The sequence below is a fragment of the Halomonas sp. SH5A2 genome, assembly GCF_014263395.1.
Taxonomy (GTDB): Bacteria; Pseudomonadota; Gammaproteobacteria; order Pseudomonadales; family Halomonadaceae; genus Vreelandella.
The window spans coordinates 2181580-2194909 of sequence record NZ_CP058321.1 but is presented as its reverse complement, the minus strand read 5'-3'; the positions used below and the strand labels follow the sequence as shown (position 1 = coordinate 2194909).

The window sequence follows — 13330 nt, the reverse complement described above, 5'->3', positions numbered from 1 at the left end:
CTCTCCGTACAGAGCGCCATGTAAGGTCCAGCGACCGCCTCATAGGCGGCCTTCTTCAACAGCGTGGCATGCAACGCGCGTGCCGTCATCCTGTGTCTGCAGGACAGGGATTTCCTGTTTACAGCGCGCATTGGCATGAGGGCAGCGGCCATGAAATACGCAGCCGCTGGGCAGATCAACCGGTGTGGGCACTTCGCCTGAAAGGCGGATGTGCTGGGGACGGTCATCTTCAAGCCGTGGAATCGCCGACAGCAACGCCTGTGTATAAGGGTGGCGCGGCTTTTCAAACAGTGTCGCCGTGGTGGCAATCTCACACACCGTGCCCAGGTACATGACGGCGACGCGGGTGCCGAAATGTTCGACGACTGCCAGGTCGTGGGTGATAAACAGGTAGGTCAGGTTGCGCTCTTGCTGAGCTTCCATGAGCAGGTTGAGCACCTGCGCCTGAATGGAGACGTCCAGCGCGGAAATGGGCTCATCGGCAACGATAAACTCAGGGTCGACGGCCAATGCGCGGGCAATGGCAATACGCTGGCGTTGGCCGCCAGAAAATTCGTGGCCGAAGCGCTTGCCCCAGTCCGGGTCAATGCCTACCGATTGCATGACATCGTCGACTTTGGCTTCGATTTTCTCGCGATTCCAATCCGGATGATGAAGCCGAAGCGGTTCTTCCAGCGTCTGCTGGATGGTCATGCGCGGGTTGAGCGACGCATAGGGGTTCTGGAAGATCATCTGCATGCGCTTGCGGTAGGGCAGTAGCTGCCGCGAGCTCAGGTTGTCAATACGCTCGCCGCCGTAGCGAATCTCGCCTTCTGAGGGGGTAATCAACCCCATGACCATGCGCGCGACGGTGGACTTGCCGCAGCCGGACTCACCTACCACGCAAAGTGCTTCGCCGCGTTTGATATCGAGATCGACGCCGTTGATGGCGTGCACGTATTCCTGGTGGCGAACCAGCTTGCCACCCTTGAAGCGTAGCTGTTCAAGAAAATCGCCCGACAATGAAAAGCGCTTTTTCAAGCCGCGAATCTGCAGCAGCGAGTCGTCACTTTTCTCGTTTTGGGTCGGCGTCGGGTTGGCCGCTATGGCCTCAGAGGGGGCATTCATGAGGATTCCTCCTTCAAGCGGCGGTCTTCAAGCATTTCAGCGACCATGTGGCATGCCACGCGGCAGTTGCCGGACTCGACAAAGCCCGGAACCTGCTCGGTGCAGGCAGGGCGCGGCTTTCCATCGGCGCGGTTGATAAAGTTACAGCGCGGATGAAACGCGCAGCCGCTGGGCAGATTGGAAAGCGATGGCATGGTGCCGCGGATCTGATTGAGCTTTTCGCCAGGCGTCGCCATTTGCGGTAGCGCGTTGATCAAGCCCTGGGTGTAAGGGTGCTGTGGGTCGTTGATGATTTCGCGGGTGGGGCCTTGTTCAATCACACGCCCAGCGTACATCACCAGCATGCGCTGGGTGACCTGGCTGACTACACCCAGGTCGTGGGTGATCAGAATCAAGCCGACGTTGTGCTGCTCGCAGAGCTCCAGCAGCAACGCCATGATTTCGGCCTGAATGGTCACGTCCAGCGCGGTGGTCGGCTCATCGGCAATGATGATATCCGGGTCCAGCAGCAGCGCGATGGCGATGATCACCCGCTGTCGCATGCCCCCGGAAAGCTCGTGGGGGTACTGATCCAGACGGGTTTCCGGCGAAGGGATCTGTACCTGACGCAGTTTGTCCAGGCAAATGGCGCGTGCTTCCTTGCCGGAAATACGCCGGTGGGCCTTGAGGCATTCAACCATCTGTTCGCCGATGGACAGGACCGGGTTCAGCGTCATCATCGGGTCCTGGAAAATCATCGAGATGCGGTTGCCGCGCACTTTGCGCAGGCCGCGTTCGGACATGGTGTTGAGGGTTTTGCCTTCAAAGCTGATGCTGCCCCCGGCGATATAGCCCGGTTTGGCAATCAGGTTGAGCAGCGAAAAGGCAGCTACGGATTTACCCGCGCCGGACTCACCGACAATACCTAACCGCTCCCCGCGTTCGAGGGTAAAATTGACGTCGCGCAATGCGCGCACTTCGCCCTGGCGCAGGCCGAAGCGCACGTCTAAATTTGTCACTTCCAGTAGTGCCATGGTGTCTTCAGCCTTTGTAGAGTCGCGGGTTCATAACGTCACGCAGCCAGTCGCCGAGCAGGTTGATGGACAGCACCAGCACCACCAGCACGCCGCCGGGGATCATGGTGATCCACCAGGAGCCCGACTGGATGTAGTCAAACCCGGACTTGATCAGCGAGCCCAGCGAAGGGTGCGTTTCGGGCATGCCAAGGCCCAGAAACGAAAGTGCGGCCTCGGAGATGATCGCGTTGGCGATTTGCACCGTCGAAATCACGAAGATCGGTGACAGCGTGTTGGGCAGTACGTGGCGGAACATGATGCGTTTGCTGCGTAACCCCATCACACGGGCGGCATCGACATACTCTTTGTTCTTCTCGGCGAGCACCGATGCCCTCACAGTACGCGCGTACTGCGGCCATTCCGCGAGGCCGATAATCAAGACCAGCATCAAGACGGCGTAGCTGCTGTAAAAAGAACTGCCAAACGACGCCTTGACCACGGCGCCGACCACGATGGCGACCATCAGCGTCGAAAACGACAGCTGGATGTCGGCCAAGCGCATCAGGAAGGCATCCACACGGCCCCCCAGATAACCGGCCATGAGGCCAAAGGTGACGCCCAGGAGCGCTTGCAGGGCAACTGCGCCAAAGCCGATCAGCAGGGATACCCGCGTGCCGTAAAGAATCACCGATAACAGGTCGCGTCCCTGGGCATCGGTGCCCAAGGTGTAGTTCTCGTCGGCGCCGTCAATCCAGAAGGGCGGCAACTCGGAGGCCAGAATGTCAATCTGGGCCAGATCGTAGGGGTTTGTGGGCGCCAGTAGCGGTGCCGAAAAGGCGGCAAAGACCAGGCAGACAAATACCGCAAAACACAGCTGCGCAGTGTAATCGCGCTTGAAGCTGTACCACAGATAAGAGTCACGGAAGCGCTGCCAGCGGCCAGGAACGGGGTGCGTTGTCGTTGTCATGCGGGCTTCCCGGTTAGTTTAACAGTGGGGTTGACCAAGCCGTAGATCAAATCGACGAGGGTGTTGGTGATCACGAAAATGACCCCGACAATCATCAAGTAGGTGATGATCAACGGTATGTCGGCGCGGTTGATCGCATCCAGGAACATCAGCCCCATGCCTGGCCATTGGAAGACCGTCTCGGTCAGGATGGTGTAAGCCACCATGGTGCCGATTTGCACACCACCGACGGTGATGACCGGCAGCATGGTGTTCTTGAGCGCGTGGACAAAATACACCCGGCGCATGGAAATGCCTTTCGCTCGTGCGTATTTAACGTAGTCTGACTGCAGGACTTCCATCATTTCTGCGCGGATCAAGCGGATAAACAGCGGCAGCATGATGGAGGCCAATGAAATAGCCGGTAACACCAGATGCTGGACGCCGCCCCAACTCGCCAGGTTGGTGTCCCAATCGCCGAATACGTTGACGAGGTCATTGCCTCGGCCGAAGGACGGCATTCCACCATGGGTGGAAAGAGTGGCGTTAAGCCAGGCTCCCCAACCGGTCGATTCCGGGAAGATTGTTACGGATATCCCAATGGCAAAGATTTGAATCAGAACAATGGCGGTCAAAAATACCGGAATGGAAATGCCGATAATTGAAATGCCCATGAAAAACCGTGAAATGGGCGATCGGGGCTTGATGGCGCTATAGACCCCAATGGGGACGGAAAACAGGACGATGATTAACGTAGACGCGAAAACCAGCTCCAGGGTGGCGGGTAAGTGGCGCGCAATGACGTCCAGCGCCGGTTCGCGATAGAAGTAGGAGTAGCCAAAGTCACCTTGCAGGGCATTTTTTGCAAAGCGCGTGTACTGAACCAGGAAGGGGTCGTTCAACCCTAAACGCTCGCGTATTTCTTCGCGTTCGCTTTCCGCAACGGATTGGCCAACCATCTGCTGGACAGGGTCACCTAAATTGTCCTGTATGGCGAAAGCCAACAAGCTGATGACGAACATCACCAGTACGGCGTGCATTAGCCGCTTAACTAAAAAAGCAATCATGGCGTGCGCCACCTATGTGTCACTCAGGTTCAACAACACCACCGAAGGGCAAATGGCAACAAAATAGCTTCGCCCTCCAAATCACTTGGAGAGCGAAGCGTCCTTGCGTCTTTGCCTAGCGGGTGATGGGGGAATTAACGATCAATGACGAGATCGCCAAGGTAAGGGAAGTCAAGGGCGTTGACTACTGGCTCGATCTCGACCCCTTCAGCGGCAGCGTAGGCAAGGTTCTGCCAGTGCAACGTGATGTAGCCGACATCTTCGTAGAGCATGGCTTCGGCTTCACGCAGCATTTCGTTACGTTTTTCAACGTCGGTTTCGCTGTCAGCGTCGGTGACTAGCTGGTCGATTTCTTCGTTGCAGTAGCTGCCGTAGTTGTACTGACCGGCACCGGTTTCTTCATCAATACAGAAGGAGAGGTATTGGAAGAAGTTTGCGGTGTCTTCGGTATCCGCGTGCCAGCCGATCATCGCCATATCGGACTCGCGCGTGTCGTACTCCGGCCAGTACTGGGCCAGCGGCATGGTGCGCAGGTCAACGTCGATGTTGATACGCGCCAGCATGTTGGCAACCGCCTGAGCGATTTGGGCGTCGTTAACGTAGCGGTTGTTTGGCGCGATCATGTCGATCTCGAAGCCTTCCTCGTAACCGGCTTCGGCCATCAGCTCCTTAGCACGCTCGACATCATAGCGCGGTGTCAGGTCAGGATTGTGGCCTGAGTAGCCCTCGGGAGAGAACTGACCCGCCGGGTTAGCGAAGCCGCGCATCAAGCGGTCGGCAATGCCTTCCTGATTAATGGCCAAATCGACCGCCTGGCGAACGCGGGCATCCTGGAAGGCTTCAACGCGTTCTTCATTCATCTGGAAGCCAATAATACGCGTACCGTCAACCTCAACCAGATTGACATCTTCAGCCTCGCGTACGCGCTCAAGATCATTGGGCGGCACGGCATCAATAAAGTCGACACCGCCGGATAGCAGGGCAGCGACCCTCGAGGCGTTTTCGGAAATCGGCGTCAGCTCGATGCGCGATACGTTACCTTCGCTTTCGGTGTCCCAGTAGTCTTCGAAGCGCTCGAATTCAACGCGCACCCCTTGGCGGCGGTCGGTAACAATGAAGGGCCCAGTACCTGACACATTGCGCGAGGCGTAAGAGTCACCAGCTTTGACGATTTCGCTTTTTGGATCGCCATCTTCGGTTTCACCGGTATAGAACTGGCTATCCATCGGGAAGATATAGGTGGCGATGTTCAGCATCAGCGGGTAAGGCTCGCTGGTCTTGATCTCGACGGTCGTGTCGTCAATGGCCTCGGCGCTTTCTACCGGTTCAAAAATGCCGCGGTAGTCGGGGCTTTCTTTGAGACGTTCGATGGTCCAGACCACATCGTCGGCGGTGAATTCGTTGCCGGAGTGGAAGGTGACACCCTCACGCAGCGTCATACGCATGGTGGTTTCATCCACCTGCTCCCATTCGGTTGCCAAGCGCGGCTCGAACTCGAAGTTCTTGGTCCAACGGACCAGCGGATCAAACGCGAGGTGCGAAAAGCGCAGCATGCCACCTGAAAGCTGTTCGTGTATGTCCAGCGTTTCGGGGTCGGCCGTATAGCCAATGCGCAGGGTTTCAGCGCTTGCAATCGAGGGTAGGAGAGCGGTGCCCGTTAATGTGGCACCAATCACAGAAGCCAGTAGCGTTTTTTTAAACGTCATTATCGTTCCCTGTAAAGGATATTGTTTATTTGCTTTGCTGCTTTTTCTCTGGGTTTGAAGACGTTACGGAGACGTGTTCAAAGCAGCAAAACAGACACGGTCAGCTCGAAAGCTATGCATCTAACATAGTGAGAGGCAATGGCTCTCTACAATCGAAATAATGACTGACCTCATTCAGCATATGAATGAGGCAGGCTGTGGCGAGCGTTACGGAGGGGAGATGCGACGAAAGGAGTAGTTAAGCAAACCGCTGATGTAGCCAGCGATTGATCTCATCAGATTCATACAGCCATTCTTCGCGTCCATCATCGTGGGCAATTTTCAAGCACGGCACTTTGACGCGGCCGCCGCCTTCCTGCAGTGCTTTTTTGTGGTCAGGATCCAACTGGGCATCACGTTTTTCAATCGTCAGCCCCAAACGAGCCATTTCCTTACGCACCTTGATACAAAACGGGCAGGTGCGGAACTGATACAGCGCCAGGCTGTTGCATGCTTCATCTACTTTAGCCTGTTCTTCAGGCGACCGTTTTACCGCCTGGGGCGTCGAGAGTTTCTCGGAAATCAGCATGATGGGGGCGAGCACCACGCGGAGGCCGCGAAAAAAGTAGCGTATCAGTATGCGCATAAAGTAACCCTCGTCGTATTCGTACTTGCCGTCTCGGTTGAGTAGCGGGAAGCGTAAGCGTTTTGATTGATCGGGCATCGTGCAACATCTAAACGACGTTGTCACTGGAGGATGGTTACCTTGCGCTATGGTCGCTGTTTAAGACAGGTGAGCCAAATGGCTGGGCGTGCTAGGCTTGCGAGCTGTTTTGGGGTTGTTTAGAGGCGTAGCGATGCATCTGCACATTATTGGAATTTGCGGTACTTTCATGGGCAGTTTGGCGCTGCTCGCCCGGGAGTTGGGCCACCAGGTGAGCGGCTCTGACGCCAATGTCTATCCGCCGATGAGCACCCAACTGGAAGAAGCGGGGATCAGCCTGATGGAAGGCTACCGGGCTGAGCACCTGCAGCCAGCCCCCGACATGGTGGTGGTAGGCAATGCGCTTTCCCGTGGCAATGAGGAAGTCGAAGTCTTGCTGAATAGCGGTCTCCCCTACACGTCTGGCGCCCAGTGGCTGGCAGAGCACGTCTTGCCGGGGCGGCGGGTGATCGCTGTGGCGGGCACGCATGGTAAAACCACCACCGCGAGCCTGTTAGCCTGGCTGCTGGAAAGCGCGGGGCTATCGCCGGGATTTCTGATTGGCGGCGTGCCGCGTAATTTCAACGTCTCGGCCCGGCTGGGCGCTCCCGATGCGCCGTTTGTGGTGGAGGCGGACGAGTACGACACGGCGTTTTTCGATAAGCGGTCCAAGTTTGTTCACTATCGCCCGGACATCGCCATACTGCATAACCTGGAATACGACCACGCGGATATCTTTCCCGACCTTGCCGCCATCGAGCGCCAATTTCATCATCTGGTGCGCACCGTGCCCGGCAAGGGGCGCCTGTTGGTGGCTGATCGACAGCCCGCGCTTGAGCGCGTGCTGGAGCAGGGCGTGTGGACGCCGGTGGATTATGTAGGCGACCACCCGGATAGCGCCTGGCAGTTGCGCAGCGAGCGCGCCGATGCAAGCCGCTTCCAGGTCATCTATCGAGATCCTGAAAGCAAGGTGGAAGAAGATGGTGTGGTGGAGTGGGCCCTAACCGGCGAGCACAATGCGCGCAATGCGTTGGCCGCATTGGCCGCGGCCTGGCAGTGCGGGGTCGACCTGGCGCGCGGCTGTGCCGCGCTTGCGCGCTTTGAAACGCCACGCCGTCGTCAGGAGGTGCGGGGTGAGGTCAACGGCATTCAGGTCATCGATGATTTTGCCCATCATCCCACCGCCATTGCGGCGACCCTTCAGGGCCTCAGGGCGGCAACGACAAAAGGGCGCCTGCTGGCGGTCATAGAGCCGCGCTCCAATACCATGCGGTTGGGGGCAATGCGTGAACGTCTGACGGAAAGCGTGGCGCAAGCTGATGCAGTATTCTGGTTTCAGCCGCCAAGCGTGGCCTGGTCGATGGAGACGCTGGTGGACGCCCAGGCGCACTCGACGCTTTACGATGATATTGACGCGCTGGTGAACGCCGTCGTCATGCAAGCGTTACCTCAGGACCGTATTGTGGTGATGTCGAACGGCAGCTTCGAGGGTGTTCATGAGCGCTTGATAAGCGCATTAGCCGCCAGGGAGGAGGCGTAATGGCCAGCGCGACAACAGCGGTTTTAAAGCCACCAGTCACCGTCGCGCTGACCGGTGCCTCGGGGGCACAGTACGGGCTTCGGCTGATTGATGTGCTGGTCGCCGCCAATCATGAAGTCTGGGTGATGATCTCCAAGGCTGCCCATATGGTGATCGCCACCGAAACCGAGATTACCCTGCCCGCACAGCCAGAGCGGCTCGCCGAGGCGCTGAGCGAGCGCAGCGGTGCGGCGGCGGGGCAAATTCGCTGTTTTGGTCGTGAAGACTGGATGGCGCCTGTGGCGTCAGGGTCAGGCGCGCCTTCTGCCATGGTGATCTGCCCGTGTTCGACGGGCACGCTGTCGGCCGTGGCCACCGGTGCCAGTAACAATTTGATCGAGCGCGCGGCTGACGTGGCCGTGAAGGAGCGGCGTACGCTGGTGATGGTGCCGCGGGAAAGCCCGTTTTCTCCCATTCATCTTGAACACATGCTGGCCCTGAGTCGGCTTGGCGTCGTCATCTTGCCAGCAGCGCCCGGTTTCTACCATCGTCCTCAATCGATTGATGATTTAATCGATTTTATTGTGGCCCGCATTCTCAATCAGTTGGGCATTGACCACCAACTGATGCCCCGCTGGGGAGAAGATCAATCGTCTGCTTCAACCACCAAGGATGGATAGTCAATGATGTCTTGGGCCATGCTCTCGGTATTTGTGCCGACGTTTTTGCTGGTGTCGTTAACGCCGGGTATGTGCATGACGCTGGCGATGGTCCTGGGGATGACCCAGGGTGTGAAGCGCGCGCTCTGGATGATGATCGGCGAATTGATCGGGGTCGGGCTGGTAGCCGCGGCGGCAGGCGCAGGCGTGGCGGCACTGATGCTACGCCAGCCAGCGTTGTTTATGGCGTTTAAATGGGTGGGCGGTGCATACCTGGCCTACATCGGCATCATGATGTGGCGTTCCAGGGGACGTATGGCGATACCCAATGAGCTTGAAGCTGGCCCACCGGCAGGGCGGTGGCAATTGGCGCTCCAGGGGTTTTTAACGGCCGTCGCCAACCCCAAAGGCTGGGCGTTTTTCATGGTGCTGTTGCCGCCTTTCCTGGATAGCAGCCGGCCTCTCGGTCAGCAACTGATTCTGTTGATTGCGGTGATATTGACCATCGAATTTGCCAGTATGCTGGTCTATGCCACCGGCGGGAAAACATTGCGTCGTGTGCTGGGTAAAAGCGGCAATGTCCGCCTGTTGAACCGCATCGCCGGCACCTTGATGATCGGCGTGGGTATATGGCTGGCGCTGGGATAAGGGCTGAGCGAACAATAAGTCAATCAGGGCTATTCGTCTGTTAGGGCGTCGCCAGTGCGTTGCCCCGGTTTTCCAGGCGCTGCAGGTAGTGTTCAAAATTTTCTTTGGGGCAGGGCAGGCACGCAGCAATGCGCGCCTCGCACTGTCCGGTTTCGACCAGCACACGCCGGGACAGCGCGCGCTGAAGTCGGTCCCGAACCAGTAGCGCACCGCTTTCGCTGGTATCGGGTAACACTAGCCAAAAGGTGGCGTTGTCGGCACGTCCCAGCAGGTCGTGGTCACGGCAGCAGCTATACACCTCGGTACACAAGGTGCTTAGCAATGCCTGGGCGGCGCGGGCGCCGAACTGCTCCTCCGCCATGTCGCGTTGGGGTAAGTGGATAACCAATACCGCCAAGCGCTGGTTGAGCATATCGGCGCGCTGGTATTCACTGTGCAAACGCTCTTTTAGCGTATCGATGTGGTAGGCGTCGCACTCGCTGTCATTGGGGTCGGTAGCGCGCAGCAGGGCGCGACGTCGGGCATGCTCCCAGCGCGGCAGTGCAAGCAAAAGCCCCAGCGCCACGTAACCCATCACCAGGGTGGGCGATGCTTGGGCTAGCGCAGGCATCAGCCACCACAGCGGGATCAATACAAGGTGCAACACGACCGCTCCCATCAGCGGAAGCAGCAGGAAAGCGGCGGTCATCGGCAAGCCGATCCAGATCAGCGAGGTGTCGGGTTGATAATAGAGCGCGGCGATGACGCTCGCGTAGGTGCAAAAAAGCAGCACCAGCCTCGGCAGGTGAGCGCGCATGTCCTGGCCCAGATGGAGCAGAAAGGCGGCCAACAGCAGCAGAACCATAAAGCTGGGGACCACTAGGTCGCGATACTCGCCCATGGCATACAGCCAAACAGCATAGCTGCCCATCAAGACGATGCTGGCTATATACGCCAGCGTCACCAACTGTCGTGGGAAATGATGCTGGGTCATGGCTGGCCTCGCAATTCACCTGCCTGTCGTTGGGTCAGCGTTACCAGTGTTGAGGGATTGGGGGGCACATCCATTAATTCGATCGGGTTGGCGATAGTGTTGTCGGGTAACGCATTGATTAACGACTGGTAACGCTCATGCGCTTCGAGTGCCGAGCGTGACAGCATTAACGTTGCCAAGGTCGTGCCATCGAGACGGTACACATTCTCGAAGTCGTGGGTAAGTTCGCAGAGCTTTTTGGCTGTCGGCCAAAGCTGGTGGCGTTTTACATGCAGGACGATGAGTTCGCCATAAATGCCTTCCCGCGCGCAACGCGTCTGTTCCCGCTGGATGTCCCTCACTAGCTGCTCGCCAGCCCACAGGTTCAGGCCTGGAACGAGTCGCAACCGTTGGCGAATCGCCCCGTTCATATCGATCAGCTGTTGCGCCCGTGCCAGGGCCAGAACGCACAGGATCGCCAGTGCAATAACCATCAATAGCCAGGCGGGTGTCGATGACTGTGGTGCAATTAGTACACTGCTCAGTAGGGCAGCGCTTATGTTGAATGCGGCTACCCAGCTCATTTGCGGTAACATGAACAGGGCCGCCCATGCCCAGATCAGCAGGCCGTGGCGCTCCGGTGCGGCGGCAATCAGCCCGAGTAAAAGCGCGCCCGGCAACAGCTGCCAAGGGCGACCCCGCGAATAGCGGTGGCTGAAGTCCAGCAGCAGGGCGGTGATAAACAACCAGCCGACTGAAAGCCACAACACCAGCGCCGCAGACGGCGGTGCAGAGGGTGTCCATAGGGCCAGCGCCACGGCCGCTGCCAACAAATTGGCTCTTAATAGACGGATTTTGTATTTATTCTGCATGGTGGCTTACTATCAACCCTTAATAGAGATACGTGATGGTGAGCGTGATATGCGTAAAATCGTCATCATAAACGTGGCGAAAAGTGTTAAATAAGCCCTTAGTATAGCGTTAAAGTAGCTTAGCACGCCGCTTAACCTAGAGGCTAAATATGACCGAGTGGCTTATGCCCACCGAGGAATTTATGGAGATCGCATGAGCGTTTCAACATCGTTCGACGCCGATGCAAAGCTATCCCTTGAGGCTGGCGATGTCGCGGCCTACATGCAATCGCTTGGCAAAGCCGCTCGCCAGGCGGCGAGTGAACTGCGCCGCGCTGATTCAGGCCAGAAAAACCGTGCGCTGTATGCCATGGCCGCGCGCCTGGATGCGGCCCGTGCGGATGTGCTGGCGGCCAACAGTGAAGACCTGGCAAGAGGGCAGGAAAACGGTCTGGACGCGGCGTTACTGGATCGTCTGGCCCTCAGTGATGCGCGTATCGACGCCATGATCGAGGGGCTGAACCAGGTGGCCGCGCTGCCTGACCCGGTGGGTGAAATCAGTGACATGCGCTATCGCCCGAGCGGTATTCAGGTGGGAAAAATGCGCGTTCCCCTGGGCGTGATCGGCATCATCTACGAGTCGCGCCCTAACGTGACCCTCGAAGCCGCGAGCTTATGTCTTAAAGCCGGCAATGCCTGTGTGCTGCGGGGTGGCTCCGAGGCGCGTGCGTCCAATGCGGCCATTAGCCGCTGTATCCAGGAAGGGCTGGGTGATGCAGGACTGCCAGCCGGTAGCGTTCAGGTGGTGGCTACGAGTGACCGCGCAGCGGTCGGGGCCATGATCACTATGCCCGATTATATCGACGTGATTATTCCGCGCGGCGGCAAGTCGCTTATTGAGCGTATTTCCCGTGAGGCGAAAGTGCCGGTCATCAAGCATCTCGACGGTGTCTGTCATGTCTATATTCACAGTCTAGCAGACCCGGCCAAGGCGCTGGCGATTGCGGTCAATGCCAAAACCCACCGCTATGGCACCTGCAATACCATGGAAACGTTGCTGGTGGATGCGGCGATTGCCGATCGCTTGCTGCCCGAGTTGGCCCGTCAATATGCCGAGCACGAGGTCGAGTTGCGCGGCTGCGAGCAAACCCGGGCGCTGCATCCCCAGGCGCTTCCGGCAAGCGACGATGACTGGTATGCCGAATACCTCGCACCGATACTTGCGATCAAGGTTGTCAACGACATCGACGAGGCGATTGCCCATATTGAACGTTATGGTTCGCATCACACCGATGCCATCGTGACCGAAGACTATTCGCTGGCCCGCCGTTTTATGGCCGAAGTCGACTCAAGCTCGGTGGTGGTTAATGCCTCGACACGCTTCGCCGATGGGTTCGAGTATGGCCTGGGGGCTGAAATCGGTATCTCCACGGATAAGCTACATGCCCGTGGGCCGGTAGGGCTTGAAGGTTTGACCACCCAGAAATACGTGGTCATGGGTAGCGGCCAGGTGCGTGAATGACCCGGCCGGTACGTATTGCCATGCTCGGCGGCACCTTTGATCCGGTGCATAACGGCCATTTGCGTAGCGCGGTAGAGCTGCGTGATGCCTTGGGGCTGGATACGGTCCACATGATACCCGCACCGCAGCCACCCTTGCGCGATACGCCTCAGGTATCGCCGCAACAGCGTCTCGCCCTGTTACAAACGGCCATTGGTGATACATCGGGTCTCAAGGCCGATGCGCGAGAGCTTGAGCGCGATGGTCCTTCCTACAGCGTGGATACGCTGCGTTCGTTGCGAGATGAGTACGGCGAACAGGCGCGGCTGGTCATGGCCATTGGCTGGGACGCATTTTTGCGACTTGATCAATGGCACAAGCCTGAACAGCTGTTTGCGTTTGCCCACCTGGTGGTGATCGCCCGACCAGGCCATGCCGATGCACCGTCGACGCCCCTCATGGAACTGCTGGGCGAGCGTGAAGTCGATAGCGTGTCCCGCTTAATGGCCTCACCTCACGGGAAGGTATTACGCGTCACGTTGCCGTCTGCGATGGCCATTTCGGCGACCCAGATTCGCCAATGGCTGGGTCAGGATAAAAGTGTACGCTTTCTGGTACCCGAGGCGGTGGAAAACACCATTTTACGCGAAGGGCTGTATCAGCGCTGGTAGTCAGCTTATTAGTCGTTACAATGGCC

Annotated in this window: 13 protein-coding genes; 5 read left to right on the top strand and 8 right to left on the bottom strand. The window is 58.0% G+C overall.

The annotated features are described in order from the left end of the window. Positions 1 to 39: 39 nt before the first annotated feature. From HXW73_RS10255 to HXW73_RS10230, 6 genes are all read right to left on the bottom strand, one after another. The gene (locus tag HXW73_RS10255) at positions 40 to 1107 is read right to left on the bottom strand and encodes an ABC transporter ATP-binding protein (protein WP_186253019.1); all 1068 of its coding nucleotides are present in this window, start codon (positions 1105 to 1107) and stop codon (positions 40 to 42) included. Then, positions 1104 to 2120: an ABC transporter ATP-binding protein gene (locus tag HXW73_RS10250; protein ID WP_186253018.1), complete on the bottom strand. Its 1017-nt coding sequence runs from the start codon at positions 2118 to 2120 to the stop codon at positions 1104 to 1106. The genes HXW73_RS10255 and HXW73_RS10250 overlap by 4 nt, the downstream gene beginning before the upstream one ends. Positions 2121 to 2127: 7 nt before the next feature. Then, positions 2128 to 3069: an ABC transporter permease gene (locus HXW73_RS10245; protein ID WP_186253017.1), complete on the bottom strand. Its 942-nt coding sequence runs from the start codon at positions 3067 to 3069 to the stop codon at positions 2128 to 2130. Then, the gene (locus HXW73_RS10240) at positions 3066 to 4115 is read right to left on the bottom strand and encodes an ABC transporter permease (protein ID WP_186253016.1); all 1050 of its coding nucleotides are present in this window, start codon (positions 4113 to 4115) and stop codon (positions 3066 to 3068) included. Before HXW73_RS10240 ends, HXW73_RS10245 begins: the two co-directional genes overlap by 4 nt. A 134-nt stretch (positions 4116 to 4249) precedes the next feature. Further along, entirely contained in the window at positions 4250 to 5821 is a 1572-nt protein-coding gene (locus HXW73_RS10235; protein ID WP_186253015.1) for an ABC transporter substrate-binding protein, read from the bottom strand. A 238-nt stretch (positions 5822 to 6059) separates the two neighbouring features. Then, entirely contained in the window at positions 6060 to 6446 is a 387-nt protein-coding gene (locus tag HXW73_RS10230) for a glutaredoxin family protein (RefSeq protein ID WP_186255986.1), read from the bottom strand. A gap of 211 nt (positions 6447 to 6657) precedes the next feature. Here HXW73_RS10230 and mpl point away from each other — a divergent pair, with 211 nt between their 5' ends. Genes mpl through HXW73_RS10215 form a run of 3 tightly spaced genes read left to right on the top strand, consistent with a single transcriptional unit; the run spans position 6658 to position 9329 of the window. Next, positions 6658 to 8043, top strand: a complete 1386-nt coding sequence (gene mpl / locus HXW73_RS10225) for a UDP-N-acetylmuramate:L-alanyl-gamma-D-glutamyl-meso-diaminopimelate ligase (protein WP_186253014.1) — start codon at positions 6658 to 6660, stop codon at positions 8041 to 8043. Further along, a complete protein-coding gene (locus HXW73_RS10220) occupies positions 8043 to 8702 on the top strand; it encodes a flavin prenyltransferase UbiX (RefSeq protein WP_186253013.1) in 660 nt (219 codons plus the stop codon). Before mpl ends, HXW73_RS10220 begins: the two co-directional genes overlap by 1 nt. Positions 8703 to 8705: 3 nt before the next feature. Next, positions 8706 to 9329, top strand: a complete 624-nt coding sequence (locus HXW73_RS10215; RefSeq protein ID WP_186253012.1) for a LysE family translocator — start codon at positions 8706 to 8708, stop codon at positions 9327 to 9329. A 40-nt stretch (positions 9330 to 9369) separates the two neighbouring features. Here the strand turns inward: HXW73_RS10215 and HXW73_RS10210 are convergent, their stop codons facing one another. Together HXW73_RS10210 and HXW73_RS10205 are read right to left on the bottom strand one after the other, a co-directional pair. After that, positions 9370 to 10302 carry a diguanylate cyclase domain-containing protein gene (locus HXW73_RS10210; RefSeq protein WP_186253011.1) on the bottom strand — a complete coding sequence of 311 codons (933 nt, stop codon included), beginning with the start codon at positions 10300 to 10302 and terminating at the stop codon, positions 9370 to 9372. Continuing rightward, the gene (locus tag HXW73_RS10205) at positions 10299 to 11114 is read right to left on the bottom strand and encodes a hypothetical protein (protein ID WP_342211931.1); all 816 of its coding nucleotides are present in this window, start codon (positions 11112 to 11114) and stop codon (positions 10299 to 10301) included. Before HXW73_RS10205 ends, HXW73_RS10210 begins: the two co-directional genes overlap by 4 nt. A gap of 232 nt (positions 11115 to 11346) precedes the next feature. Here HXW73_RS10205 and HXW73_RS10200 point away from each other — a divergent pair, with 232 nt between their 5' ends. Continuing rightward, positions 11347 to 12654 carry a glutamate-5-semialdehyde dehydrogenase gene (locus HXW73_RS10200; protein WP_186253009.1) on the top strand — a complete coding sequence of 436 codons (1308 nt, stop codon included), beginning with the start codon at positions 11347 to 11349 and terminating at the stop codon, positions 12652 to 12654. Then, positions 12651 to 13304 (top strand): nicotinate-nucleotide adenylyltransferase, encoded by a 654-nt coding sequence (gene nadD, locus HXW73_RS10195; protein ID WP_186253008.1) that lies wholly within the window; start codon positions 12651 to 12653, stop codon positions 13302 to 13304. Before HXW73_RS10200 ends, nadD begins: the two co-directional genes overlap by 4 nt. Positions 13305 to 13330 lie beyond the last annotated feature (26 nt).

What these genes read in the sequence shown, in the direction of transcription:
- HXW73_RS10255 (WP_186253019.1), bottom strand. Translation starts at nt 1,107, where the DNA reads ATGAATGCCCCCTCTGAGGCCATAGCGGCCAACCCGACGCCGACCCAA.
- HXW73_RS10250 (WP_186253018.1), bottom strand. Translation starts at nt 2,120, where the DNA reads ATGGCACTACTGGAAGTGACAAATTTAGACGTGCGCTTCGGCCTGCGC.
- HXW73_RS10245 (WP_186253017.1), bottom strand. Translation starts at nt 3,069, where the DNA reads ATGACAACGACAACGCACCCCGTTCCTGGCCGCTGGCAGCGCTTCCGT.
- HXW73_RS10240 (WP_186253016.1), bottom strand. Translation starts at nt 4,115, where the DNA reads ATGATTGCTTTTTTAGTTAAGCGGCTAATGCACGCCGTACTGGTGATG.
- HXW73_RS10235 (WP_186253015.1), bottom strand. Translation starts at nt 5,821, where the DNA reads ATGACGTTTAAAAAAACGCTACTGGCTTCTGTGATTGGTGCCACATTA.
- HXW73_RS10230 (WP_186255986.1), bottom strand. Translation starts at nt 6,446, where the DNA reads ATGCGCATACTGATACGCTACTTTTTTCGCGGCCTCCGCGTGGTGCTC.
- mpl (WP_186253014.1), top strand. Translation starts at nt 6,658, where the DNA reads ATGCATCTGCACATTATTGGAATTTGCGGTACTTTCATGGGCAGTTTG.
- HXW73_RS10220 (WP_186253013.1), top strand. Translation starts at nt 8,043, where the DNA reads ATGGCCAGCGCGACAACAGCGGTTTTAAAGCCACCAGTCACCGTCGCG.
- HXW73_RS10215 (WP_186253012.1), top strand. Translation starts at nt 8,706, where the DNA reads ATGATGTCTTGGGCCATGCTCTCGGTATTTGTGCCGACGTTTTTGCTG.
- HXW73_RS10210 (WP_186253011.1), bottom strand. Translation starts at nt 10,302, where the DNA reads ATGACCCAGCATCATTTCCCACGACAGTTGGTGACGCTGGCGTATATA.
- HXW73_RS10200 (WP_186253009.1), top strand. Translation starts at nt 11,347, where the DNA reads ATGAGCGTTTCAACATCGTTCGACGCCGATGCAAAGCTATCCCTTGAG.
- nadD (WP_186253008.1), top strand. Translation starts at nt 12,651, where the DNA reads ATGACCCGGCCGGTACGTATTGCCATGCTCGGCGGCACCTTTGATCCG.